This window comes from Serratia sp. B501, assembly GCF_051172315.1.
GTDB classification, from domain to species: Bacteria; Pseudomonadota; Gammaproteobacteria; order Enterobacterales; family Enterobacteriaceae; genus Serratia; species Serratia ureilytica.
In genome coordinates this window covers 551,146-574,953 of record NZ_JBPIZB010000003.1, presented here as the reverse complement: position 1 = coordinate 574,953, position 23,808 = coordinate 551,146, and the positions used below count along the sequence as shown (strand labels likewise).

The following is a 23,808-nucleotide window of genomic DNA, read 5'->3' as shown; positions in this document are numbered from 1 at the left end:
GCGGCGGCTAAATCTTTACCTGCCGAAGACGCGGCCAGCGCAGCAGCCAGCCTTTGTCGACCACGCGCTGGGCATAGGCCGTGCGATCGCCATTTTTCACGTTGAAGGTAATGGTGTCGTTGAACAGCGCCGCGAGCCCGAAAGGGGCGACCAGCGTGATGCTGTCGTCGGCGTTCAGGCGCGCGCCGATCGCCGTTTCCACTTCGGTCCAGAAGCTGATGGCCTCTTCGCTGTTGCGGTAGGGCGCGCGGCCGCTGCGCAGGTGCATGCGCGCCTGGTTCTTGACCGACCACGGCTGCGGCAGCCACTGCTGCAGCCGCGCCTCCAGCATGCGATCGCGTTCGGCGCCCGCCCGCTCCGCATCGAAGTGGATCACGTCGATATCGTTGAGCGGCGTGGGCTCCGCATAGCCGTGGCGCCGATCCCACACCAGGTTGCGCACAAAGCCGGCGCCGAGGCACCAGTCATTCAGGCCGAGCCGGCGCACGGTGCGCAGGGCGGCCATGCGCGCGCTATCTTGTTGCAGCCAGTCGATAATTTGCCGTTGCGGATCCATCACCCCTCCTGTTTTCGCGGCTACTGTAACCCGAAGCGGCGGCGGGTGAAATGGGGGGATGCGCGATGGCGGCGATAGCAGGCAAATTAATTTTCTTGCTTCACTGACTACACTTGGTGCAGGGCTTTTATCTCGTCACTCAGGGCAAGGGAGGGGGCTATGTATCAGGCAACGTTGGGCCAACGCGGCTATCGCTTCGGCGGCCTGCGCCAGCTGATGGCGAAAGCTTCGCCGGCGCGTTCCGGCGATTATCTGGCGGAGGTGGCGGCGCAAAGCGCCGAAGAGCGCATGGCGGCGCGCATCGCGCTGGCGGATGTGCCGCTCAAGGCGTTCCTGCAGCAGCCGCTGGTGCCGTACGAGCAGGACGAGGTGACGCGCCTGATCATCGATAGCCACGACGCCGCCGCCTTTGAGCCCATCTCGCACCTCACGATCGGCGATTTTCGCGACTGGTTGCTGAGCGAGCAGGCGGACAGCGCCATGCTGGCGCAGGTGGCCGCCGGCATTACGCCGGAGATGGCGGCGGCGGTAAGCAAGATCATGCGCAATCAGGATCTGATCCTGGTGGCGAAGAAATGCCGGGTGGTGACGCGCTTTCGCAATACGATTGGCCTGCCGGGCCACCTCAGCGTGCGGCTGCAGCCCAATCATCCGACCGACAGCCTGCAAGGCATCGCCGCCAGCATGCTGGACGGTTTGCTGTACGGCAGCGGCGACGCGGTGGTCGGCATCAATCCGGCCAGCGACAGCCTGCCACTGCTGGAAAAACTCAACTACATGCTGGACGACGTGATCCAGCGCTTCGCCATACCCACCCAATCCTGCGTGCTGACCCACGTGACCAACACGCTGCGGCTGATGGAGCGCGGCGCGCCGGTGGATCTGGTGTTTCAGTCGATCGCCGGTACCGAAGCGGCCAATCGCGGCTTCGGCATCAGTCTGGCGCTGCTGGCGGAGGCGCAGCAGGCGGCGCTGAGCCTCAAGCGCGGCACGTTGGGCGATAACGTGATGTACTTCGAAACCGGGCAGGGCAGTTGCCTGTCGGCTAACGCGCATCACGGCGTCGATCAGCAGACCTGCGAGGCGCGCGCCTATGCGGTGGCGCGGCATTTCTCACCGCTGCTGATCAACACCGTGGTGGGGTTTATCGGCCCTGAATACCTGTATGACGGCAAACAAATTATCCGCGCCGGGCTGGAGGATCACTTCTGCGGCAAGCTGCTCGGCCTGCCGCTGGGCTGCGATGTCTGTTACACCAACCATGCCGAGGCCGATCAGGATGATATGGACACGCTGCTGACGCTGTTGGCCGCCGCCGGGCTGACGTTCCTGATCGGCGTGCCGGGCGCGGACGACATCATGCTCAATTACCAAAGCACCTCGTTCCACGACGCGCTCTATATCCGTGAACTGCTGGGGCTGAAGCACGCGCCGGAGTTCGCCGCCTGGCTGGCGGCGATGAACATCACCGATGAACGCGGACGGCTGCGCGACGCCGCCGCCAATCACCCGCTGTTGCTGGCGCTGCAGGGAGAACGGACATGAGCAAACCGGTTCACGTCAACAGTTGGGACACGCTGCGCGCCTTTACCGATGCGCGCATCGCGCTGGGGCGCACCGGCGCCAGTCTGCCGACCGACGAGCTGCTGCGCTTCGGCCTGGCCCATGCCCAGGCGCGCGACGCGGTGCATCAGCCATTCGAGAGCGAACGGCTGGCGGCGGATCTGCACGATGCCGGTTGGCCCACGCTGGCGGTGCACAGCCAGGCCGTTGACCGCGCCGCCTATCTGCGCCGTCCGGATCTGGGGCGGCGATTGGCGCCGGACAGCCGCAGCCTGCTGCTCGGCGTGCCGCCGCGCCGGACCGATCTGCTGCTGGTGGTGGCGGATGGCCTCTCTTCCAAGGCGGTGCACCGCCAGGCATTGCCGCTGCTGCAGGCGCTGCGGCCCTATCTCGATACGTTGGGGCTGGCGATCGCGCCGGTGGTGTTGGCGCATCAGGCGCGAGTGGCGCTGGGGGATGAGATCGGCGAGTGCCTGCAGGCTCGGGCGGTGGCGGTGCTGATCGGCGAACGGCCGGGGCTGTCGTCGCCGGACAGCCTGGGGGTTTACCTGACCTGGGAGCCGAACGCGCGCAGAAGGGACTCAGAGCGCAACTGCATCTCCAATGTGCGGCCGGAGGGGCTGGATTATCCGCAGGCGGCGTTCAAATTGGCCTGGCTGCTGGAACAGGCGTGTCGGCGAAGGCTGACCGGCGTCGAACTGAAAGACGAGAGCGACAACCCGGCGCTGCGCGGCCGCGTCACCCCGCTTTACGCCCAGTTGGGCGGTTGACCGATGGTTTGCTGCAGCAGGGCGGTGAAGGCCGCCAGGCGGGCGGACACTTTCGCCACCGGCCGCAGCAGATAGATGCCTTGCTGTTCATGGCGCGGATCTTCCAGCATCTGCACCAGCCGCCCATGCTGCACGTCCGGCCCCACCACCCAGTTGGGCAGAAAGGCGATGCCGAGGCCGAGCAGCGCCGCCTGACGCTGCGCGGTGAAGTCATCGCAACGCAGCGCCATGGTGCAGCGGTTCATCAACGCCGCGTCGAGGATCTGCGCCCAGCAGGCCGGCTGTTGTTTGTGGTAGCGGGCGATCAGCCGGTGCTGCGGCAGCGCCTCCAGATCGCTCGGCAGGCCATAGCGGGCGACGTAGCCGGGGCTGGCGCACATCACCCAGCGTTGGGTGGCGATGCGGCTGGCGTACAGCGCGCTGTCCTTCTGCTCGCCGATGCGGATGGCGGCGTCCAGCCGTTCCTGGGTCGGATCGGTCTGGCGTTCGGTCAGATCGAGATCGACCCACAGCTGAGGGTAGCGTTCCGCCAGCGTCGGCAGCAGCGGCAGCACATAGGTTTTGCCGAAGGTCGGCAGGCAGCTGATGCGCAGCGTGCCCTGCGGCGTTTCGTTCAGCGCGTTCAGCTCGGCGCGAATGCCGGTAATGTCCGTCATCAGCGCGGCGGCGCGTGCCAGCAGCAGCTCGCCGGCGTCGGTCAGCAACAGGCCGCGGGTGGAGCGTACGAACAGCGTCGCGCCGAGCGCGCTTTCCAGCGCATCGATATGGCGCACCAGCGAAGAAGGCACCATACCCAGCTGGCGTGCGGCGGCGGAAAAGCTGCCCAGGCGGGCCACGTCGAGAAAGATTGGCAGATGTTCTACATAGCGGGCGTCATTCATTTTTGCATTATATGCAAAAGCGTTTCTTATGAATACCCGCTTCTCTGTTGGCGATGCTGCGGCTACTCTGATTGCGGGTTGACGACGGGCTTCAGCGCCGCCGCATCCCGGCCGCATAGAGAGAAAACGCATAAACCTCGCGGCGTTTAGCACCAAATAGCAGATGTTTTTCCCAGGCTGCGTCAGCCGCCTGTGGCGTTGATTGTCGCTCCAACACCAGATTAACCGTTCAATTTGATATCCGACTCAACCTCAATGATTAGTGAGTCTTTACTTTCACTTATCTTCTTGTTGTTTCTGGATATCGGCCGGCCAGCCGTGCCGGTTTTTTTGTCGCCTCAGGCTGAATCGTTCCAACTGATGAACGCGCCTGAGGGGCATCTTGGCCCGCCGTCGACGGGTCTTTTGAACGCGTGGAACCGCAGTTCCGCGCTGGTGGAGGAGTCAGCATGAACGAAAAACACGGGTGTTCCTGTGCGCGCCATTTGGCGCAGGGTTTCGCCAGGCAGTCGATCAACGCCGGGGAGGGCGAAATCTATCAAATCTCGCTGATGAGCGCGCTCATCGACGGGGTTTATGAAGGGGAGACCACCATCGCCGAATTGCTGAAACACGGCGATTTCGGCCTCGGCACCTTCAATCATCTGGATGGCGAACTGATCGCGTTCGATCAGGAAATACACCAGCTGCGCGCCGACGGCAGCGCCCGCCCGGCCGGTTTGCAACAGAAAACCCCTTTCGCCGTCGTCACCTTTTTCCAGCCCAGCGTCAGCCAGCAATTCGATCGGCCGATCACCAAGGCGCAACTGCACCAATGCATCGATGAACAGGTCGCCTCGCCGAACCTGTTCTGCGCGGTGCGGGTCGACGGTGAGTTCAGCCATGTAGAAACCCGCACCGTGCCGCGTCAGGAACGGCCTTACCGCCCAATGCTGGAAGCGATAGAAGAGCAACCGACCTTCTCGTTCCATCAGCGGCGCGGCACGCTGGTCGGCTTCCGCTCGCCCGATTACATGCAGGGCATCGGCGTGGCCGGCTATCACGAACACTTCGTTACCGACGACCGCAGCGGCGGCGGCCACGTGCTGGATTACCAGCTCGATCATGGCCGCCTGCAGTTCGGCGTCATCACCCGTCTCAATCTTCAGTTGCCGCATGATGCGGATTTCTTGCGCGCCAACCTCTGTCCAGAGGATTTGGATCGCGCGATTCGTTCCGCCGAGGGCTAATCCCGGCGATCGTTTTCTTAGGAGGTGGAACCATGGCACAGGAAAAAACAGGCAATGACTGGCAATGCGGCGCCGACTTGGTGGTGAAAAACCTGGAAGCGCAGGGCGTCAAACACGTTTTCGGCATTCCGGGCGCCAAGATCGACCGGGTGTTCGATTCGCTGGAAGATGCGCCGTCGATCGAAACGGTGGTGGTGCGCCATGAGGCCAACGCGGCCTTTATGGCGGCGGCGGTCGGCCGCCTGACCGGCAAGGCGGGGGTGGCGCTGGTCACCTCCGGGCCGGGCAGCTCCAACCTGATCACCGGGCTGGCGACCGCCACCTCGGAAGGGGATGCGGTGGTGGCCTTCGGCGGCGCGGTGAAGCGCGCCGACAGCCTGAAGCAGACGCACCAGAGCATGGATACCGTCAGCATGTTCCGGCCGGTGACCAAGTACTGCGCCGAAGTGCATGCCGGTTCGGCGATTTCCGAGGTGATCGCCAACGCCTTCCGCCGCGCCGAGTTCGGCCGGCCGGGGGCGTCGTTCGTCAGCCTGCCGATGGATATCGTCAATGAGCCGGTCACGGCGCCGGTGCTGGCGGGCTGCCGCTTGCCGCGCATGGGGGCCGCTGCGGCGGACGACATTCAGGCGGCGGTGAAACTGATCCGCCAGGCCAAATGCCCGGTGCTGCTGCTGGGCTTGCAGGCCAGCCGGCCGGAGAACAGCGAGGCGGTGCGCCATCTGCTGTACCGCACCCATATGCCGGTGGTCGGCACCTATCAGGCGGCGGGGGTGATTGACGTCAATCACTTTGCCCGCTTCGCCGGCCGCGTCGGCCTGTTCAACAACCAGCCGGCCGATCAGCTGTTGCAGAAGGCCGATCTGGTGGTGAGCGTCGGCTATGATCCGATTGAATACGATCCGTGCATGTGGAACAGCCACGGGCGGCTGAAGCTGGTGCACATCGACGTGCTGCCGGCGGATATCGACACCTGCTATCGGCCGGATGTCGAACTGGTGGGCAACATCAGCGCCACGTTGAACATGATGACCGAAGCGTTCAATGAGGCGGTCTGCGTCCCGGCGGAGGTGGAACTGATCCTGACCGATCTCGGCCGCCAGCGCGCCGAATTGGCGGAACGCGCCGCGCGCCGCGGCGGCATGCCGATCCATCCGTTGCGCATCGTCAAGGAGCTGCAGGACATCGTCAGCGACGACGTGACGCTGTGCGTGGACATGGGCAGTTTCCACATCTGGATAGCCCGCTATCTTTACAGCTTCCGCGCTCGCCAGCTGTTGATCTCCAACGGCCAGCAAACCATGGGGGTAGCGCTGCCGTGGGCCATTGGCGCGGCGCTGGTGCGCCCCGGCGACAAGGTGGTGTCAATCTCCGGCGACGGCGGCTTCATGCAGTCGAGCATGGAGCTGGAGACCGCGGTGCGGCTGAAAAACAACATCGTGCACGTGATCTGGGTCGATAACGCTTACAACATGGTGGAAATGCAGGAAGTGAACAAATACCAGCGCAAATCCGGCGTGGAGTTCGGGCCGATCGACTTCAAGGCCTACGCGGAATCCTGCGGCGCGGTCGGTTTCGCCGTGCAGTCGGTGGAAGATCTGCGGCCGATGCTGCGCAAGGCGATGGAGATCCAGGGGCCGGTGGTGGTGGCCATTCCGGTCGACTACGCCGATAACTATAAGCTGATGGCGCAGATGAACTTCAGCCAGATGATTTAATTTCATCATCCTCGCGCCGTTTCACCGGGGCAGGCTGCTTGCGCGCCTGCCCGTTTTTATGCGCGGAATTTGTCCTTTACATCGCTAACTGCATGATTTATTGCTATCCGTTCGGCTGTTTTTTCACCACTGGGGATAGCAATGAAAAGAAAAGCAATAACGATCGGGCTGCTGGCGTTGGCGATTGCCGGCGGCGCGCGGGCCAATACGCTGGTCTACTGTTCCGAAGGCTCGCCGGAAGGCTTCAACCCGCAGCTGTTCACCTCCGGCACCACGGTAGACGCCAGTTCGGCGGCGATCTACAACCGGCTGGTGGATTTCAAACCCGGCACCGTCGAGCTGCAACCCAGCCTGGCGGAAAGCTGGGAGGTGAGCGAAGACGGCAAGCGCTATACCTTCCATCTGCGCAAGGGCGTGGCATTCCAGAGCAATAAATATTTCACGCCCACCCGCGATTTCAACGCCGATGACGTCATCTTCTCGTTTATGCGCCAGAAGGACGCCAACAACCCATATCACAAGGTCTCCAACGGCGCCTACACCAACTTCGAGTCGATGGAGTTCGGCACGCTGATTGACCGGATCGTCAAGGTGGATGACCACACCGTGCGCTTTGAGCTCTCCCGCGCCGAGGCGCCGTTCGTCGCCGATCTGGGCATGTATTTCGCCACCATTTTATCGGCGGAATATGCCGACGCGATGCTGAAGGCCGGCACGCCGCAGCGGGTGGACAACGATCCGATCGGCACCGGGCCGTTCCAGCTGGTGCAGTACCAGAAGGACGCGAAAATCCTCTACAAGGCGTTCGACCGCTACTGGGAAGGCAAGCCGAAGCTTGATCGGCTGGTGTTCTCGATCACGCCGGATGCGGCGGTGCGTTACGCCAAGCTGCAAAAGAACGAATGTCAGGTGATGCCGTTCCCCAATCCGGCGGATCTGGCACGCATGCGGCAGGACGGCAACATTCAGGTAATGGAAAAATCCGGCTTGAATATCGGTTTCCTGGCGTTCAACACCCAGAAGAAACCGTTGGATAACGTTAAGGTGCGCCAGGCGTTGGCGCTGGCGGTCAACAAGCCGGCGATCATCGACGCGGTGTTCCACGGCGCCGGTCAGCCTGCCAAAAATCTTCTGCCGCCGGCCCAATGGGGCAGCAACGCGCAGCTTGAAGACTACCCGTATTCACCGGAGCGGGCGAAGCAGCTGTTGCAGGAGGCCGGGCTGGGGCAGGGCTTCGACATCGATCTGTGGGCGATGCCGGTGCAGCGGCCCTATAACCCCAACGCCAAGCGCATGGCGGAGATGATCCAGGCCGACTGGGCTAAAATCGGCGTGCGCGCCAAAATCGTCACCTTCGAGTGGGGCGAGTATTTACAGCGGATTAAAAACGGCGAACACCAGACCGCGCTGATGGGCTGGACCACCGCCAACGGCGATCCGGACAACTTCTTCGGGCCGCTGTTCACCTGCGCTTCGCTCGGCGGTTCGAACTCGGCGAAATGGTGCTATAAACCGTTCGACCAGCTGATCCTGCAGGCGCGCGAAGAGAACGATCACGCCAAACGGGTGGCGATGTATCAGCAGGCGCAGGTGATGATGCACGATCAGATGCCGGCGTTGATGATTGCGCACTCGACCATCTTCGAACCGGTGCGCAAGGAAGTGAAAGGCTACGAGATAGACCCGTTCGGCAAACACATTTTCAAACAGGTGTCGCTGGAGAAGTAACGACAAGGCCGGGATAACCCGGCCTTTTTCATGCCTGTGGCGCGTCGCAGTGATAGCGGCCGCGGGGGATCACCAGCGGCGTGTGGGACAGCGGATCGTCGATGATCATGCACGGCATGCCGAACACCCGCTCCACCAGTTCGGCGGTAATGATCTCCGCCGGTTTCCCTTCCGCCACGATCTTTCCGTCGCGCATGGCGATGATGTGATCGGCATAGCGGCAGGCGTGGTTGAGATCGTGCAGCACCGCGATCAGGGTTTGACCGCGCTCGCGGTTGAGCTGGCGGAACAGATCCAGCAGCTCGATCTGGTGCGCGATGTCCAGATACGTCGTCGGTTCATCCAGCAGCAGCAGCGGCGTTTGCTGCGCCAACGCCATCGCTACCCAGACGCGCTGACGCTGCCCGCCGGACAGCTCGTCGACGCTGCGATCCGCCAGTTGGCTGACGTTGGTGGCCGCCATGGCGGCTTCCACCGCCTGTTTATCGGCCTGTGTCCACTGTTTCAGCAGGCTCTGGTGCGGATAGCGGCCGCGCGACACCAGGTCCGCCACGGTGATGCTGTCCGGTGCAATCGAGGTTTGCGGCAGCAGGCCAAGCTCGCGCGCCAGCGCCTTGGTGGCGAAACTGCTGATGTTCTTGCCGTCCAGCATCACCTCGCCGGCGCTGGGTTTCAGCAGGCGGCACAGGGCGCGCAACAGCGTCGATTTGCCGCAGGCGTTCGGCCCGACGATCACCGTAAAGGCGCCGTCGGGGATCGCCACGCTCAGATCGTCAGCGATGATTTTATTGTCGTAGCCCAGCTTCAGGTGCGAGGCGTGCAGGCGGTGGCTCATGGCATTATCACTCTTCATTATCTATCTGCGGGCCTCACGGATGAGCAGCCAAATCAGGTACAGGCCGCCGATGCAGACGGTCACGATCCCGACCGGCAGTTGGATCGGCGCGAAAAGATGTTGGGACACCACGTCGGCGCCGAGCAGCAGCGCCGCGCCCATCAGCGCCGAGGACGTCAGGGTGACCGAGGATTGCCCGGCCAAGCGGCGGGCGATTTGCGGCGCCGCCAGCGCGATAAAGGAAATCGGCCCGGCGGTGGCGGTGACGGCGGCGGTGAGGGTGACGCCGAACAGCATCAGCCACAGCCGGCTGCCTTCGGCGTTCACGCCCAGCGCGCGCGCCGTGTCGTCGCCCATTTCCAGCAGCTGCAGCCGTTTGCCCATCAACAGCGCGGCCGCGGCCGCCAGCAGGATGAACGCCGTGGCGGGCTGGGCTTTCTGCCAGGTCATGCCGTTGAGCGAGCCGGCCTGCCACATGGCGGCGTCCATGGCGCGCTCGAGCGAGGCGGTGATGATCAGCCAGGTATTGGTGGAGACCAGCACCGCGCTGATGGCGATGCCGACGATGATCAGCCGGAAGCCGGCGATGCCTTGCCGCCAGGCCAGCAGGTAGATGGCCAGTGCGGCGAGAATGCCGCCGGCCAGCGCGCCGCCGGCGATGTAGTAATAGCCGCCGTTGAACAGGGTGATGGCGATCAGCGCGCCGGTGTAAGCCCCCATGTTAAAGCCAATCACGTCCGGGCTGCCGAGCGGGTTGCGGATAATCGACTGGAAGATGGCGCCGCTCATGCCGAGCGCGGCACCTAACAGCAGCGCCATGGCGATACGCGGCAAGCGCCATTGGGTGACCACGGTGACCAGGTTTTTCGGCGCCTCGCCGGTCAGCGCGGCAAAAACCTGCTCCAGCGAAAGTTGCAGCGTGCCGTAGCACAGGGCGGCGACGGCCATCGCCAGACACAGCGCCAACAGTGAAAGGTTGACCAGCAGCAGGCGCAGCGGCAGGCGCCCGTTGATGACGCCGTCCGGGCGGCCGATATACAGCGTGTGCGGCAGACTCATCACAGACCCCCCAGCGTTTTCTTGCGGCGCACCAGCCAGATCAGCACCGGCGCGCCGATGAAGGCTGCCACGATGGAAACCCGCAGTTCACCGGCCGCCAGCAAGCGGCCGACCACGTCGGCGCACAGCAGTAAAATCGGTGCCAGCAGCATGGAGTAGGGCAGGATCCAGCGTTGGTCGGGGCCGACCCACCAGCGGGCGATATGCGGCACCATCAGGCCGATGAAACTGATCGGGCCGACGGTGGCGGTCGCCGCGCCGCACAGCAGCGTAATGGCGATCACTGCGATCGCCTGAGTCAGCACTACGCGCGCGCCGAGCGCGATAGCCAGATCTTCCCCCATGCCGATGGTATTCAGCGGCCGGGCGATGAGCAGCGTCAGCAGGCAGCCGAGCAAAATGGCGGGGGCGGTCACCGGCAGGGTGGCCAGCGTGCGGATATCCAGCGTGCCGGCCTGCCAGAAGCGCAGTTGGTCGAAGGTTTGCGGATCGATCAGCGACAGCCCGGTGGTGATGCCGAGCAACACCGCGCCGATCGCCACGCCGGCCAGCGTCAGCCGCACCGGGTTGATGCGCCCGCCCGCCAGCGTGCCTATCAGGTAGACCAGCAGGGTGGTGACGGCGGCGCCGACAAAGGCGTAGGCCATATAGCTTTCGGTGGTGGCGGCGCCGAAAAACATGATGCCGATCACCACGGCGAAGCTGGCGCCGGCGTTGATGCCGAGCACGCCGGGATCGGCCAGCGGGTTGCGCGTCAGCGCCTGAATCAGCGCGCCGGCGGCGCCGAGCGCCATGCCGGCCAAAATGCCCGCCAGCGTACGGGGCACCCGGGCGTTGAGAATGATGGTGCTGTCGGAGCCGCTCGCGGCGCCCTGTAGGCTGAGCCAGACGGTATGGAAGGGGATGGCTTTGGAACCCAGCATCAGGCTGGCAATGATGCACAGCAACAACAACGCCAAGCCGATACCGAACCCGGCGATGCGTTTGAAGCCACTGGCGTAAGCTGCGTGCGGTGCGGACGAAAGCGTCCGCTCAGTCGGAGTGGGTACGTTCACACCGGTAACTCCTTTATGATTTTTATTCTCATTGTTATTTGCGTTCGTGAAGGGCGCAATAGTAACACGAGTTTACGCCCGCATGCACCCGCCGGTTGGTGGCGAAGGCGCGTGGACGATGTTAATAACTATTGATATTTCAATTGATTGAATGTGAATGGTTGCCCCGTTTGCGAAAAGCGTCGGCAGGGGACTGGCCTGCCGACGGCGTGATTCAGGGCTTTTTGAACAGCCGTTCGATTTGGTTCAGCATGTTGGTGGCGCTGTAGTAATCGAGACGGAAGGTATCGTTGCCGACGGCGTAGACGTGCCGCTGTTCCACCGGCTCCAGATGTTTGAGGAACGGGTTGGCCAGCACCTCTTGCACTTTGCGCTCATTGGTGGCGAACAGGATCAGGGTTTTGCCGTTCAGGCCTTCGGCCATTTTTTCGCCGGAGATCTGGATGATGTCATGGCGTTTACCCATGCTGGCGTTGCCTTTGGCGCTTTCCGGCGGGGTAGCCAGCTGGAAGCCGAGCTGGGTCAGCAGCTTGCCTTGGGCGGAGCCCGGCGTCCACAGCATGGCTTCGCGGCCGTTGTCGGCATACACCAGCGGCGTGGTCGGCTGCGGCGGCAGGGTAATCGCCTGCTTCACTTGTTCCACGCGCTGCTCGAAACGATCTTCCGCCTGTTTGGCGCCGGCTTCGTGACCGGTGATCTCACCGAGCTCGCTGGCCAGCTGTTGCCAGCTTTTGTCGCCGTAATCGAGCACCAGCGTCGGCGCAATGGCGGACAGCTGATCGTACAGTTTCAGCGCCGAATCACCGCCGGTCGCGGCGACGACGATCAAATCCGGCGCGGCGGCGGCAACGGCTTCGGCATTGGGTTCCACCTGATACAGCCGTTTGACGTGGCGCTGTTTGGCCACTTCGCTCCACTGGGTAAAGAAGCCTTGTTGATCGGCCACCAGGGGATTTGGACTGGTGGCGGCGCTGGCGACCACCGGGGCGTCGATAGCCAGTAACGTGCCGGTGATGGTGACGCTGGTGGATACGATGCGCTGCGGCGGTTTTTCCAGCGTGAACTTCCCTTTGGCGCTGTCGATGGTGCGCGGCCAACTGCTGTCGGCAGCGGGGGCTGACGGTTTCTGCCCGTCGCTCTTGTCGTCCGGGCCACAGCCGCTGAGCAACAAGCTGGAAGTGGCGATGAATGCAATGAACAGCTGGCGTAAGGATAGGGTCATGAGCGGGCTCTTTCTTTCCTTGAACTAAGGCGTATCAATCCGGCGGCGGATTGGCTGCGTGGTGGATGCCCGCTAATTTACCATTCAAGCCGCCAAAATGATAACCATTCGTATCTCAGCGCGTGGCGAATGAAGAAAGGGAGGCGAACGGCAGAAACGAAAAAAGCGCCAAAAGGCGCTTTTTTCCGAATGGGTGGGTCGTGCAGGATTGATTCGGCCTGTGGCCTCACCCTGCGGGCAACATTGCGCGTTGTCGTATCGCTGCGCGATGCTCGAACCTCTACGGTTCTTCATCCTACACGACCCGGTGAACTCTGTCGGCGAGAGATGAAGTCAGAGTCGGATGGTGCAGAAACGAAAAAAAGCGCCAAAAGGCGCTTTTCTCTGAATTGGTGGGTCGTGCAGGATTCGAACCTGCGACCAATTGATTAAAAGTCAACTGCTCTACCAACTGAGCTAACGACCCGCAGAAGTGGTGGGTGATGACGGGCTCGAACCGCCGACCCCCTCCGTGTAAAGGAGATGCTCTACCAACTGAGCTAATCACCCACTTCAGGACTTCCAGGCACTGCTAAACGAGAGAATGATGGTGGGTGATGACGGGCTCGAACCGCCGACCCCCTCCGTGTAAAGGAGATGCTCTACCAACTGAGCTAATCACCCTCATTCGTTCTCATTTTTCTCAACAAGATGGTGGGCGATGACGGGCTCGAACCGCCGACCCCCTCCGTGTAAAGGAGATGCTCTACCAACTGAGCTAATCGCCCCGTCTTGTTGGAGTCGCATTATAGGGATAGTTCAAAGTGAGTCAACGGTTTTTAAAATGATTTCAATCGTTCGCCGCAAATTTAGGCAGGGCGCGATAATTATCGCCAACGGCGCCGATTCTTTGCGCAACGCTATGCGAAACTCGCCGCAAAACGCGCGAAATCGACCGGCGCAATATCGTGTCGGCGTTGAGGAATTAGCGCGTGGTGATACAATGTCGTCCACTCTTTTTTCAATTCCGAGCAATCGTCGGCCATCGCCGACACGCGTTGCGTAATAAGGCAGTGAACCCAATGAAAATCAAAACCCGTTTTGCACCGAGCCCGACCGGCTATCTTCACGTCGGCGGCGCGCGTACCGCACTTTATTCCTGGTTGTTCAGCCGCCATGCGGGCGGTGAGTTCGTTCTGCGTATCGAAGATACCGATCTGGAACGCTCTACCCAGGACGCGATCGACGCAATTATGGATGGCATGAACTGGTTGAACCTGGATTGGGATGAAGGCCCGTACTTCCAGACCAAGCGTTTCGATCGCTACAACGCGGTCATCGACGAAATGCTGGAGCAGGGCACCGCCTATAAATGCTATTGCTCCAAGGAACGCCTGGAAGCGCTGCGCGAGAAGCAGATGGAAAACGGTGAGAAGCCGCGTTACGACGGCCACTGCCGCGACAGCCAGTGCAGCCACACCGACGACGAGCCGCACGTGGTGCGCTTCCGCAACCCGCAGGAAGGGTCGGTGATCTTCGACGATAAAATTCGCGGCCCGATCGAATTCAGCAACCAGGAGCTGGACGATCTGATCATCCGCCGCACCGACGGTTCGCCAACCTATAACTTCTGCGTCGTTGTCGATGACTGGGACATGGAAATCACCCACGTGATCCGTGGCGAAGACCACATCAACAACACCCCGCGCCAGATCAACATTCTGAAAGCGCTGGGCGCGCCGGTGCCGGAATACGCGCACGTGTCGATGATCCTCGGCGACGACGGTAAAAAGCTGTCCAAACGTCACGGCGCCGTGGGCGTGATGCAGTACCGCGACGACGGCTATCTGCCGCAGGCGCTGCTGAACTACCTGGTGCGTCTGGGCTGGTCCCACGGCGATCAGGAGATCTTCTCCATCGACGAGATGAAAGAGTTCTTCACGCTGGAAGCGATCAACAAATCCGCCAGCGCGTTCAACACCGAGAAGCTGCAGTGGCTGAACCACCACTACATCAACCATATGCCGGCGGAAGAAGTGGCGGTGCATCTGGCATGGCACGTTGAGCAACTGGGCATTGAAACCCGCAACGGGCCGGAACTGAAGGACATCGTCAAGCTGCTGGGCGAGCGCTGCAAGACGCTGAAAGAGATGGCGGAGTCTTGCCGTTACTTCTACGAAGACTTCAGCGAGTTCGACGCCGACGCCGCCAAGAAGCACCTGCGTCCGGTCGCGCGTCAGCCGCTGGAAGCGGTGCGCGCCAAGCTGGCCGCCATCACCGTCTGGACGCCGGAAAACGTGCACGACGCCATTCAGGGCACGGCGGATGAGCTGGGCGTCGGCATGGGTAAAGTCGGCATGCCGCTGCGTGTCGCGGTGACCGGCGCCGGCCAGTCGCCGGGCATGGACGTGACCGTACATGCGATCGGCCAGAAGCGTTCGCTGCAGCGTATCGATATGGCGCTGGCTTACATCGCCGAGCGTGAAGCCCAGGCCTGATTAGGCTGATACGCCTTAAAGAAAAAGCCCCGTGGAGCGATCCCGGGGCTTTTTTATTGCGCTTTGTCAGGCTTGTTCGCTAGCCGGCAAACCCGGACGGTAGGCGAGGAAATACATCAACCCGACAAAGCCGGCGCCGCCCAGCGCATTGCCGAGAAATACCGCGACGAAATTAGGCAGATATTGCTCCCAGCCCATGCCGCCGGCAAAGATGGCCGCCGGGATGATGAACATATTCGCCACCACGTGCTGGAAGCCGATGGCGACAAAAGCCATGACCGGGAACCACATGCCGATCACTTTGCCCGGCACATCTTTGCTGGCGAAGGCTAACCACACCGCCAGGCATACCAGCCAGTTGCAGCCGACGCCGGAAATGAAGGCGTGCAGGAAGTCCGCATCCACTTTGGCCTGCGCGATCGCCAGCGTCTTATGTAAAAACGCGCCTTCGGTCAGGCCCAGCAGGTGGCCGAAGAAGTAGGCGACGGCCACGCTGCCGGCGAAGTTGGCCAGGGTGACCCAAAACCAGTTGCGCAGCACGGCGATGGCGGGAATTTCACGGGCGAACCAGGCCATTGGCAAGGTCATCATGTTGCCGGTCAGCAGTTCGCCGCCGGCCAGAATGGTCAGGATCAAACCGATAGGGAAGACCGCGGCGCCCAACAGCGCGCCGAAAGAGCCCCATTCGGCCGGCAGGGTGCCGATGACGTGAATATCCAGCAGGAAGCCGGTGGCGATAAAGGCGCCGGCGAGAAAGCCCAGAATCAGCAGATTAGCGAGAGGGGCGCGGCTTTTGTTTACCCCGGCCTGAACGGCGAGGGCGGCGATTTCTTTTGGTGAATGCAAAGACATGACGGACTCGGTTTATAGTAATAAAGTTTATGGCGCGGGCAGTCTATGCCGCTCGGGAGCCCGACTCAAGCGCATTTCGCTAACATTCCGTTAATTAAAAATCAACGTGATATGCAGGGTCTTTTGCCATTTTGAGAAGTAGCGCGCAAAATGGATGAACTCTGCGCAAAGTGATGATTTTTTGGCGCCAAAGATGCTGATTTGGCGGCTTTTTCAACGCTTGATTCAGTAATTCAATTTAGCCGTTGACAGCTTTGAGCGGGTTTCATATTATGCGCCCCGTTCACAGCACAAAGTGATTGTGGAACGGGGCTATAGCTCAGCTGGGAGAGCGCTTGCATGGCATGCAAGAGGTCGACGGTTCGATCCCGTCTAGCTCCACCAACCTTCTTCTCAGAGAGGTTGGGGAATACCGTAACGCCGGTCAACGCGTACCACTTTTGTGGGGCTATAGCTCAGCTGGGAGAGCGCTTGCATGGCATGCAAGAGGTCGACGGTTCGATCCCGTCTAGCTCCACCACCATTTGAAAAGCCGACCTTAGGGTCGGCTTTTTGCTTTGCGTTATTTCACCTTCGCCGAAGGCCAGCCAATAAAAAAGGCGCCCGCAGGCACCTTATCATTGCTGTAAATTTCAGGCTTACCCCAGCACCAGACCCGCGATGGAAGCGGACAGGATGCTGACCAGCGTAGAGCCGTAGACCAGCTTCAGACCGAAGCGGGACACTACGTTGCCCTGGTGTTCGTTCAGGCCCTTGATCGCACCGGCCACGATGCCGATGGAAGAGAAGTTGGCGAAGGACACCAGGAATACCGACAGGATCCCCAGGCTGCGCGGCGACAGTTCGGCAGAGACTTTCTGCAGTTCCATCATTGCCACGAATTCGTTGGAAACCAGCTTGGTGGCCATGATGCTGCCGACCTGCAGGGCTTCGTGCTTAGGAATACCCATGATCCAGGCGAACGGATAGAAGAAGTAGCCGAGGATTTCCTGGAAGCTCAGGCCGAAGATGGCGCTGAACACGCCGTTAAGCGCGGCGATCAGGGCGATGAAACCAATCAGCATCGCGGCGACGATAATCGCTACTTTGAAGCCGGCCAGGATGTATTCGCCCAGCATTTCAAAGAAGCTCTGGCCTTCGTGCAGGTTGCCGAGGTGCAGCTCTTCTTCTTTATTGGTGTCGTACGGGTTGACCAACGACAGCACGATAAAGGTGCTGAACATGTTCAGTACCAGCGCCGCCACCACGAACTTGGCGTCCAGCATGGTCATGTAGGCGCCGACGATGGACATGGACACCGTAGACATCGCGGTCGCCGCCATGGTGTACATGCGCTTTTCCGACATCTTGCCCAGGATATCCTTGTAGGCGATGAAGTTTTCGGATTGGCCCAGGATCAGCGAGCTGACGGCGTTGAACGACTCCAGCTTGCCCATGCCGTTCACTTTCGACAGCACGGTACCGATAATGCGGATGATGAAAGGCAGCACTTTGATGTACTGCAGAATACCGATCAGCGCCGAAATGAAGACGATCGGGCACAGCACCTTCAGGAAGAAGAACGCCAGGCCTTTGTCGCCCATGCCGCCGAACACGAAATCAGTCCCTTGTCCCGCAAACCCGAGCAGTTTGTCAAACAGCGCGGCGAATCCTTTTACGAAGCCCAAACCCGCTTCCGAATGCAGGAAAAAGTAGGCCAGCAGTACTTCGATAACCAATAATTGAATAACATAGCGAATGCGGATGCTTTTGCGATCGCGGCACACCAACAGGGCCAGGATCGCCACCACCACTATCGCCAACGCAAAGTGCGCAATATGGGACATGTTTGCTCCAAATTTGAGGCAGGCTGAATTTCGGCTGTCATTTTATGTAACGCTACGTTTAAAAACGAGACTTCTATTGCAAATATGGAAAATCATAGTGGGAGTTCTCCTAAAGTGTTGCGCAAAAGCATAAAAAATCAAGATGTTAACTCAGACATAGGAAATTCGTATTCTTGTGCTAACCTGTCTTTCAGGGGTATTGCAGCCAAAATCCCAACCCAAAAGCACGGAAATCGGCAAGTTCGGTGTCGAACCCTTCGATAAAACCGTTAATGTTGGCTATTGCAGAGATAAGTTTTACCACTCTAAATGCGCTTGATAATTATTATCATTTATATAGAGTGGAGATAAACGTAATTTCAGTAAGGGTTCAACATATGCTGAACAGTCGCGTGGTTGAAACCACCTCCGGTCGCTCCGCCAGAAAAATCAAACTCTCGCTGATGGGGCCCGCCTTCATCGCCGCTATCGGCTACATCGACCCCGGCAACTTCGCCACCAATATCCAGGCCGGCGCCTCGTTTGGCTATAGCCTGTTGTGGGTCGTGGTCTGGGCCAACGTGATGGCGATGCTGATCCAGCTGTTGTCCGCCAAGCTGGGGATCGCCACCGGAAAAAACCTGGCCGAGCATATTCGCGATCGCTTTCCGCGGCCGGCGGTATGGGCCTATTGGGTGCAGGCGGAGATTATCGCCATGGCGACCGATCTGGCCGAATTCATCGGCGCGGCGATCGGCTTCAAGCTGCTGCTCGGCGTCTCCTTGTTGCAGGGCGCGGTGCTGACCGGCATCGCCACCTTTTTAATTCTGATGCTGCAAAAGCGTGGACAAAAGCCGCTGGAATGGGTGATCGGCGGCCTGCTGCTGTTCGTCGCCGCCGCTTACATCGTCGAGCTGGCGTTTTCCCAGCCGCAGTTTGCGCCGCTGCTGAAAGGCATGGCGTTGCCCGATTTGCCCAACGGCGACGCGGTATTCCTGGCCGCCGGGGTATTGGGTGCCACCATCATGCCGCACGTGATCTATCTGCATTCGTCGCTCACCCAAGTCGGCGGTGAGCACGATAAGGCGGAGCGCTATGCCGCCACCAAAGTCGACGTCGCCGTCGCCATGACCATCGCCGGTTTCGTCAACCTGGCGATGATGGCCACTGCCGCCGCCGCGTTTCATTTCAGCGGCCACAGCGGCATCGCCGATCTCGACGTGGCCTATCTGACGCTGCAACCGCTGCTCGGGCAAGCCGCCGCCACCGTGTTTGGCCTGAGCCTGGTGGCCGCCGGTCTTTCTTCCACCGTGGTGGGCACGCTGGCGGGGCAGGTGGTGATGCAAGGGTTCGTGCATTTCCATATCCCGCTGTGGCTGCGCCGAGCGGTGACCATGCTGCCGTCGTTTATCGTCATCATGCTGGGAATGGACGCCACGCGCATTCTGGTGTTGAGCCAGGTGCTGCTCAGCTTCGGCATTGCGCTGGCGCTGGTGCCGCTGCTGGCTTTCACCGGCAATCGGGCGCTGATGGGGGAGATGGTTAACGGCCCCGTGGTGCAAAACCTGGGCAAGCTGATCGTGTTGGTGGTGGTGGGGTTGAATGGCTACTTGCTGATCGGCAGTGTGCTGTAGGCGAAAACAGTGCGGGCCGGCGTTGCGCCGGCCCGTTGTCGTTAATCGCGGTCGTCATCGCCGTGGCGGCGCCAGCGATCGCGGTCATGATCGTGGTGGTGTTTTTTCTCTTTCTTCCAATGGTGCTTATCGTAATGCTTGTCGTATTTACGATAGCGTCCTTCATGATAGTAATAGTGTTTGCGCCAGTAGTCGCGGTCGCGCCAGCGATAGCCATCCCAGTAATAGCCGCGCGGGCTGCGATCGCCGAGATAGCGTCCCTGATGGCCTTGCCACCAGTCGCGATCGCGCCAGTCGTAACCGTCCCAGTAACGGCCGCGATTGTCCTGATCGCCGATGCGCAATGAAACGCCCGGCATCAGATCGATGCTGATCCCTTCGGCGTGCGCCTGCTGTGCGGCGGGCAGTACCGTCGCCGCCAAGATGGCGGCCAAGAGCAGAGGTTTAAACATGACTTCTCCTTTCCGCTTGCGCGGCCTGGCCGTTGATCACTTTATGAAGCGCGTTCATCAGTTTAAAAAAACGGCCTTATCGTTATTTTTACTGCAATATCGGCATCATAGCGCCGGCGCATGGGGTTGAATCTGAGAGCCACTCTGAAAAGGGCGCCGGAGGCCGAGATTTGAGATTTTTCTGGGGCATCGCCGCTCAATTGAGCGGCGGAATTTGTAAGCGATTACAATAAGATTTTCTCGATCTGCGCAAGCTCTTCTTCAGTGAAGTGACGATTGGCCAGCATGCCCACCGCGTCTTCTATCTGCGCAGTCTTGCTGGCGCCGATCAGCACCGAGGTGACGCGATCGCCGCGCAGCACCCAGGCCAGCGCCATCTGCGACAGCTTCTGCCCGCGTTGCCGCGCCAGCGCATCGAGGCGGCGCACCTTGTCCAGTCGATCGGCGGTCAGCTGTTCCGGCTGCAGGAAACGGCTGCCGCTGGCGGCGCGGGAATCTTGCGGGACGCCGTGCAGATAACGATCGGTCAGCAGGCCGCCCGCCAGCGGGGAGAAGGCGATCGCGCCGACGCCATGATCCGCCAGCGTATCCAGCAATTCCGCCTCCGGCCCGCGTTCAAACATCGAATACTTGGGCTGGTGGATCACGCACGGCGTGCCGAGCCGCTGCAGGATGTCGAACGCCTGGCGCGCGCGCTCGGCCGGGTAGTTGGACAAACCGACATACAGCGCTTTGCCCTGGCGCACCAACAGATCCAGCGCCGCCATGGTTTCTTCCAGCGGCGTGTCCGGGTCCGGCCGGTGGTGATAAAAGATATCCACATACTCCAATCCCATGCGCCTGAGGCTCTGATCGAGGCTGGCGACCAGGTACTTTTTCGAGCCCCAATCGCCGTAGGGGCCGGGCCACATGGTGTAACCGGCTTTGGATGAGACGATCAGCTCGTCGCGCCAGGCCCGCAGATCGACGTTGAGAATGCGGCCAAAGTTTTCCTCGGCGGCGCCGGGCGGCGGGCCGTAGTTGTTGGCCAGATCGAAGTGGGTTATGCCGCGATCGAAGGCGCAGCGGATCAGGGCGCGGGCGTTGTCGTACAGCGTGGCGTCGCCAAAGTTGTGCCATAGCCCGAGCGAGACGGCGGGCAGCTTCAATCCGCTGCGGCCGCAGCGCCGGTATTCCATATCTTGATAACGCGAGGGGGAGGCTGGGTAGGACATCGTGATCCTTTGTCGGCGAAGAAGTGGCGTGTTTTGAGTGTATGCGTTTTCACAACGTGCCGCCGAGGGGGCGATCACAAGGCCGGCATGTAACGCCAGGTTGCCGCTCGACACGGAAAGCGCTGTTCGAAAATTAACCGGCATCTTCGATACTTAAAGATAATCGCTTCAGCTGCAGACAGGTGATGATCATGACTCAGATCTACACGGTGGCCGATTATCTGCTCGATCGTCTGGCCCAGATTGGCATCCGCCACGTCTTCGGCGTGCCGGGGGATTACAACCTGCAATTCCTCGATCACGTCATCGCTCATCCGCAAATCACCTGGGTAGGCTGCGCCAACGAACTGAACGCCGCCTACGCCGCCGACGGCTATGCGCGTTGCAAACCGGCCGGGGCGTTGCTCACCACCTTCGGCGTCGGGGAGCTGAGCGCGCTGAACGGCGTGGCCGGCAGTTATGCCGAATACCTGCCGGTGATCCACGTGGTGGGCACACCGGCGCAGCGTGCCCAGCGCGCCGGCGATTTGCTGCACCATTCGCTGGGCGATGGCGACTTCACTCACTTTGCGCGGATAGCCAAAGAAGTCAGCGTCGCACAGGCCAACCTGACCGCCGACAACGCCGCCAGGGAGATTGACCGCCTGATCGATGCCGCCTTGCTGGAGCATCGTCCGGTTTATCTGATGCTGCCCAGCGACGTAGCGGAAGCGCCGCTGCCGGCCAAACCGGCGCCGCTGATACTGCGCCAGGCCAGGCTGTCGCGGAGCGCATTGCAGGCGTTTATCGCCGCAGCGCGTGAAAAGCTGCAATCGGCACGGCAAGTGTCATTGCTGGCGGACTTTCTGGCGGACCGCTTTGGCGTTGAAACGGCGCTGGATAACTGGATGCAGGAGGTGGCTATCCCGCACGCCACGCTGCTGCTCGGCAAGGGCGTGCTGGATGAGAACCGCGACGGTTTTGTCGGCACCTACAGCGGCGGCGCCAGCGCTGCGGCGACCAAAGCGCTGATTGAAAATGCCGATGTCGTGATCACCGTTGGCGTGCGTCTCACCGACACCATTACCGGAGGATTCACACATCATCTGCCGGCGGAAAAATGCATCGATATCCAACCGTTCGAAGCCTGGGTCGGTCGTCAACGGTTCAGCCGCATCCCGATGTGCGCCGCCGTGCAGGCGCTGCACCGCCTGACTCTGTCACTGGCGTCGCGCTGGCCGTTGCCGACGATCGGCCGTCCGGCGCTGCCGGAAGGCGATGGGGAAGGGTTGGATCAGCACGCCTTCTGGCAGCAGATACAGGATTTCCTGCGGCCGGGGGATATCGTGCTGGCCGAGCAGGGCACGGCCTGTTTCGGCGCCGCGACCTTGACGCTGCCGCGCGGCAGCCGGATGATCGTGCAGTCGCTCTGGGGCTCGATCGGCTATACCTTACCGGCGACCTTCGGGGTGCAAACCGCCGAACCGCAGCGCCGGGTGGTGCTGTTGATCGGCGACGGCGCCGCGCAATTGACCGTGCAGGAGCTGGGATCGATGCTGCGCGACGGGCTTAAACCGGTGATCTTCGTGCTGAATAATCAGGGCTACACGATTGAACGCGCTATCCACGGGCCGGAGCAGAGTTACAACGACATCGCCCGGTGGAACTGGACGCAGCTGCCAACGGCATTGGCCGGTGGGCGGCCGGTGACGGCGTTGCGGGTCAGTCAGCCGGAGGCGCTGCGCCAGGCGCTGAGTGAGGCGGCGCAGGGCGACCGGCTGGCTTTCATCGAAGTGATGCTGCCGAAGATGGATATTCCCGAACTGCTCGATACGATCTCGCGCGTCATTCAGTCGCGCAACGCCGCCGCCTGAGCCGCGTCGTCTTCCAGCAATCGCTCCAGCATCCAGTACCCCGCCGGGCCCGGCGGGGTCAGTTTGGACCATACCGCATCCACCGAAATCAGTTTGGGCCAGCCGCGCGGGCGCAGCTGGGTGAGCCTGCCGTGGCCGTATTGTTGCACCAGCCAGTGCGGCAGCACCGCCCAACCGAATCCCTGTTCCGCCATCTCGAGCAACAGCAGATAGCTGGGCGCCGACCAGACCAGCCCGCCTTGTCTGGCCGCTTCGGCGCCGGTGTAAGTGTTCAGGATCAGCTGACGGGTGCTGGATAATTGCTCCGGGGTCGGCGCGGCGACCTGCGCCAGCGGATGCCCATGCGCGACGAACAACCCCATTTCGGTCTGCTCAGGCAGGCGGGAGAAGGCGATATCCGGCGGATAGGTTTTTTGCACTTCCACCATGCCCAGCTGTGCGCGGCCGCTTTGCAGCAGATCGATGACGTCGCCTTCCTCGGCGATCATCCATTCCAGCTCAATCTCCGGGTAACGTTGTTCAAACCGCTGCATCAGGCTGTCGTGATGCTTCGGCTGGTAGGTATCGGAAAATACCATGCTCAGGCGCGGTTCGACATTGCCCGCCAGCTGAATGCTCAGCGCGTCGAGCCGCTCGCTGGCGGCGAGGATCTCCTGCACGTGCCCCAGCACCTTGCGGCCTGCGGCGGTGAGCACCGGTTGGCGCGCGCTGCGATCGAACAGCGTCAATGCCAGGTCGGCTTCCAGATTGGCGATGGCGGTGCTGACGGTGGATTGGCTTTTGCGCAGCTTGCGCGCGGCGGCGGAAAATGAGCCGAGGGCGGCGGCTTCAACGAACGCCTGTAACGCTTCCGGTGAATAGTGCATATATCTACTTTATAGATGGAATCTATTTTTAATCTACCC

The 23,808-nt window shown here is 61.2% G+C and carries 19 protein-coding genes, 6 tRNA genes and 1 other RNA gene; 10 read left to right on the top strand and 16 right to left on the bottom strand.

The window, feature by feature from the left end:
• Positions 1–7: 7 nt before the first annotated feature.
• Positions 8–556, bottom strand: a complete 549-nt coding sequence (locus ACSBQV_RS13325) for a nucleotidyltransferase family protein (protein WP_099782516.1) — start codon at positions 554–556, stop codon at positions 8–10.
• Between the two features lie 159 nt (positions 557–715).
• Between ACSBQV_RS13325 and ACSBQV_RS13320 the strand changes: the two genes are divergently transcribed.
• The gene (locus tag ACSBQV_RS13320; protein WP_099782517.1) at positions 716–2,101 is read left to right on the top strand and encodes an ethanolamine ammonia-lyase subunit EutB; all 1,386 of its coding nucleotides are present in this window, start codon (positions 716–718) and stop codon (positions 2,099–2,101) included.
• Entirely contained in the window at positions 2,098–2,889 is a 792-nt protein-coding gene (gene eutC / locus ACSBQV_RS13315; RefSeq protein ID WP_099782518.1) for an ethanolamine ammonia-lyase subunit EutC, read from the top strand. The genes ACSBQV_RS13320 and eutC overlap by 4 nt, the downstream gene beginning before the upstream one ends.
• Here eutC and ACSBQV_RS13310 read toward each other — a convergent pair.
• Positions 2,868–3,770, bottom strand: a complete 903-nt coding sequence (locus ACSBQV_RS13310) for a LysR family transcriptional regulator (RefSeq protein ID WP_033652550.1) — start codon at positions 3,768–3,770, stop codon at positions 2,868–2,870. The genes eutC and ACSBQV_RS13310 overlap by 22 nt on opposite strands.
• A gap of 449 nt (positions 3,771–4,219) precedes the next feature.
• On the opposite strand from ACSBQV_RS13310, the gene budA reads away from it, so the two are divergent.
• The 3 genes from budA (at position 4,220) to ACSBQV_RS13295 (ending at position 8,445) form a co-directional block, all read left to right on the top strand.
• Positions 4,220–4,999 (top strand): acetolactate decarboxylase, encoded by a 780-nt coding sequence (budA, locus tag ACSBQV_RS13305; RefSeq protein ID WP_033643951.1) that lies wholly within the window; start codon positions 4,220–4,222, stop codon positions 4,997–4,999.
• Positions 5,000–5,031: 32 nt separating this feature from the next.
• Positions 5,032–6,717 (top strand): acetolactate synthase AlsS, encoded by a 1,686-nt coding sequence (alsS, locus tag ACSBQV_RS13300; RefSeq protein ID WP_033643950.1) that lies wholly within the window; start codon positions 5,032–5,034, stop codon positions 6,715–6,717.
• A 141-nt stretch (positions 6,718–6,858) separates the two neighbouring features.
• Complete coding sequence (locus ACSBQV_RS13295) at positions 6,859–8,445, top strand: ABC transporter substrate-binding protein (RefSeq protein ID WP_094141716.1); 1,587 nt, start codon at positions 6,859–6,861, stop codon at positions 8,443–8,445.
• Between the two features lie 28 nt (positions 8,446–8,473).
• Here ACSBQV_RS13295 and ACSBQV_RS13290 read toward each other — a convergent pair whose 3' ends face one another.
• From ACSBQV_RS13290 to ACSBQV_RS13250, 9 genes are all read right to left on the bottom strand, one after another.
• Positions 8,474–9,280, bottom strand: coding sequence for an ABC transporter ATP-binding protein (locus tag ACSBQV_RS13290; RefSeq protein WP_004936408.1), 807 nt, complete (start codon positions 9,278–9,280; stop codon positions 8,474–8,476).
• Between the two features lie 21 nt (positions 9,281–9,301).
• Entirely contained in the window at positions 9,302–10,339 is a 1,038-nt protein-coding gene (gene fepG, locus ACSBQV_RS13285) for an iron-enterobactin ABC transporter permease (RefSeq protein ID WP_099782520.1), read from the bottom strand.
• Positions 10,339–11,394 carry a Fe(3+)-siderophore ABC transporter permease gene (gene fepD / locus ACSBQV_RS13280; protein WP_033643948.1) on the bottom strand — a complete coding sequence of 352 codons (1,056 nt, stop codon included), beginning with the start codon at positions 11,392–11,394 and terminating at the stop codon, positions 10,339–10,341. The genes fepG and fepD overlap by 1 nt, the downstream gene beginning before the upstream one ends.
• A gap of 214 nt (positions 11,395–11,608) precedes the next feature.
• Complete coding sequence (fepB, locus tag ACSBQV_RS13275) at positions 11,609–12,616, bottom strand: Fe2+-enterobactin ABC transporter substrate-binding protein (protein WP_099782521.1); 1,008 nt, start codon at positions 12,614–12,616, stop codon at positions 11,609–11,611.
• A gap of 191 nt (positions 12,617–12,807) precedes the next feature.
• Positions 12,808–12,931, bottom strand: a non-coding RNA gene (locus ACSBQV_RS13270) — RtT sRNA.
• Between the two features lie 75 nt (positions 12,932–13,006).
• Positions 13,007–13,082 (bottom strand) — tRNA-Lys (locus ACSBQV_RS13265).
• A gap of 7 nt (positions 13,083–13,089) precedes the next feature.
• A tRNA-Val gene (locus tag ACSBQV_RS13260) sits at positions 13,090–13,165 on the bottom strand.
• 38 nt (positions 13,166–13,203) lie between these two features.
• Positions 13,204–13,279: transfer RNA gene (locus ACSBQV_RS13255), tRNA-Val, on the bottom strand.
• Between the two features lie 28 nt (positions 13,280–13,307).
• Positions 13,308–13,383, bottom strand: a tRNA-Val gene (locus tag ACSBQV_RS13250).
• 294 nt (positions 13,384–13,677) lie between these two features.
• Between ACSBQV_RS13250 and gltX the strand changes: the two genes are divergently transcribed.
• Positions 13,678–15,093 (top strand): glutamate--tRNA ligase, encoded by a 1,416-nt coding sequence (gene gltX / locus ACSBQV_RS13245; protein WP_033643946.1) that lies wholly within the window; start codon positions 13,678–13,680, stop codon positions 15,091–15,093.
• A 66-nt stretch (positions 15,094–15,159) separates the two neighbouring features.
• On the opposite strand, the gene ACSBQV_RS13240 is transcribed toward gltX, so the two are convergent.
• Positions 15,160–15,945, bottom strand: coding sequence for a formate/nitrite transporter family protein (locus ACSBQV_RS13240; protein WP_042785144.1), 786 nt, complete (start codon positions 15,943–15,945; stop codon positions 15,160–15,162).
• Between the two features lie 308 nt (positions 15,946–16,253).
• On the opposite strand from ACSBQV_RS13240, the gene ACSBQV_RS13235 reads away from it, so the two are divergent.
• Together ACSBQV_RS13235 and ACSBQV_RS13230 are read left to right on the top strand one after the other, a co-directional pair.
• Positions 16,254–16,329, top strand: a tRNA-Ala gene (locus tag ACSBQV_RS13235).
• Positions 16,330–16,389: 60 nt separating this feature from the next.
• Positions 16,390–16,465, top strand: a tRNA-Ala gene (locus ACSBQV_RS13230).
• A gap of 118 nt (positions 16,466–16,583) precedes the next feature.
• Here the strand turns inward: ACSBQV_RS13230 and ACSBQV_RS13225 are convergent.
• A complete protein-coding gene (locus ACSBQV_RS13225) occupies positions 16,584–17,771 on the bottom strand; it encodes a NupC/NupG family nucleoside CNT transporter (protein ID WP_004936373.1) in 1,188 nt (395 codons plus the stop codon).
• Positions 17,772–18,148: 377 nt separating this feature from the next.
• Here ACSBQV_RS13225 and ACSBQV_RS13220 point away from each other — a divergent pair, with 377 nt between their 5' ends.
• The gene (locus ACSBQV_RS13220) at positions 18,149–19,384 is read left to right on the top strand and encodes an Nramp family divalent metal transporter (RefSeq protein WP_099782522.1); all 1,236 of its coding nucleotides are present in this window, start codon (positions 18,149–18,151) and stop codon (positions 19,382–19,384) included.
• Positions 19,385–19,425: 41 nt separating this feature from the next.
• On the opposite strand, the gene ACSBQV_RS13215 is transcribed toward ACSBQV_RS13220, so the two are convergent.
• Both ACSBQV_RS13215 and mgrA read right to left on the bottom strand, forming a co-directional pair.
• Positions 19,426–19,836 (bottom strand): DUF2502 domain-containing protein, encoded by a 411-nt coding sequence (locus tag ACSBQV_RS13215; RefSeq protein ID WP_050440153.1) that lies wholly within the window; start codon positions 19,834–19,836, stop codon positions 19,426–19,428.
• Positions 19,837–20,060: 224 nt separating this feature from the next.
• Positions 20,061–21,050 (bottom strand): L-glyceraldehyde 3-phosphate reductase, encoded by a 990-nt coding sequence (gene mgrA / locus ACSBQV_RS13210; protein ID WP_099782524.1) that lies wholly within the window; start codon positions 21,048–21,050, stop codon positions 20,061–20,063.
• Positions 21,051–21,241: 191 nt separating this feature from the next.
• Between mgrA and ACSBQV_RS13205 the strand changes: the two genes are divergently transcribed.
• Positions 21,242–22,903, top strand: a complete 1,662-nt coding sequence (locus ACSBQV_RS13205) for an alpha-keto acid decarboxylase family protein (protein ID WP_168177213.1) — start codon at positions 21,242–21,244, stop codon at positions 22,901–22,903.
• Here the strand turns inward: ACSBQV_RS13205 and ACSBQV_RS13200 are convergent.
• Positions 22,879–23,769, bottom strand: coding sequence for a LysR family transcriptional regulator (locus ACSBQV_RS13200; protein ID WP_089197292.1), 891 nt, complete (start codon positions 23,767–23,769; stop codon positions 22,879–22,881). The two genes, ACSBQV_RS13205 and ACSBQV_RS13200, sit on opposite strands and share 25 nt — an antisense overlap.
• Positions 23,770–23,808 lie beyond the last annotated feature (39 nt).

What these genes read in the sequence shown, in the direction of transcription:
- gltX (WP_033643946.1), top strand. Translation starts at nt 13,678, where the DNA reads ATGAAAATCAAAACCCGTTTTGCACCGAGCCCGACCGGCTATCTTCAC.
- eutC (WP_099782518.1), top strand. Translation starts at nt 2,098, where the DNA reads ATGAGCAAACCGGTTCACGTCAACAGTTGGGACACGCTGCGCGCCTTT.
- ACSBQV_RS13320 (WP_099782517.1), top strand. Translation starts at nt 716, where the DNA reads ATGTATCAGGCAACGTTGGGCCAACGCGGCTATCGCTTCGGCGGCCTG.
- mgrA (WP_099782524.1), bottom strand. Translation starts at nt 21,050, where the DNA reads ATGTCCTACCCAGCCTCCCCCTCGCGTTATCAAGATATGGAATACCGG.
- ACSBQV_RS13240 (WP_042785144.1), bottom strand. Translation starts at nt 15,945, where the DNA reads ATGTCTTTGCATTCACCAAAAGAAATCGCCGCCCTCGCCGTTCAGGCC.
- ACSBQV_RS13295 (WP_094141716.1), top strand. Translation starts at nt 6,859, where the DNA reads ATGAAAAGAAAAGCAATAACGATCGGGCTGCTGGCGTTGGCGATTGCC.
- ACSBQV_RS13200 (WP_089197292.1), bottom strand. Translation starts at nt 23,769, where the DNA reads ATGCACTATTCACCGGAAGCGTTACAGGCGTTCGTTGAAGCCGCCGCC.
- ACSBQV_RS13225 (WP_004936373.1), bottom strand. Translation starts at nt 17,771, where the DNA reads ATGTCCCATATTGCGCACTTTGCGTTGGCGATAGTGGTGGTGGCGATC.
- budA (WP_033643951.1), top strand. Translation starts at nt 4,220, where the DNA reads ATGAACGAAAAACACGGGTGTTCCTGTGCGCGCCATTTGGCGCAGGGT.
- ACSBQV_RS13220 (WP_099782522.1), top strand. Translation starts at nt 18,149, where the DNA reads ATGCTGAACAGTCGCGTGGTTGAAACCACCTCCGGTCGCTCCGCCAGA.
- ACSBQV_RS13205 (WP_168177213.1), top strand. Translation starts at nt 21,242, where the DNA reads ATGACTCAGATCTACACGGTGGCCGATTATCTGCTCGATCGTCTGGCC.
- alsS (WP_033643950.1), top strand. Translation starts at nt 5,032, where the DNA reads ATGGCACAGGAAAAAACAGGCAATGACTGGCAATGCGGCGCCGACTTG.
- ACSBQV_RS13325 (WP_099782516.1), bottom strand. Translation starts at nt 556, where the DNA reads ATGGATCCGCAACGGCAAATTATCGACTGGCTGCAACAAGATAGCGCG.
- fepG (WP_099782520.1), bottom strand. Translation starts at nt 10,339, where the DNA reads ATGAGTCTGCCGCACACGCTGTATATCGGCCGCCCGGACGGCGTCATC.
- ACSBQV_RS13215 (WP_050440153.1), bottom strand. Translation starts at nt 19,836, where the DNA reads ATGTTTAAACCTCTGCTCTTGGCCGCCATCTTGGCGGCGACGGTACTG.
- ACSBQV_RS13290 (WP_004936408.1), bottom strand. Translation starts at nt 9,280, where the DNA reads ATGAGCCACCGCCTGCACGCCTCGCACCTGAAGCTGGGCTACGACAAT.
- fepB (WP_099782521.1), bottom strand. Translation starts at nt 12,616, where the DNA reads ATGACCCTATCCTTACGCCAGCTGTTCATTGCATTCATCGCCACTTCC.
- ACSBQV_RS13310 (WP_033652550.1), bottom strand. Translation starts at nt 3,770, where the DNA reads ATGAATGACGCCCGCTATGTAGAACATCTGCCAATCTTTCTCGACGTG.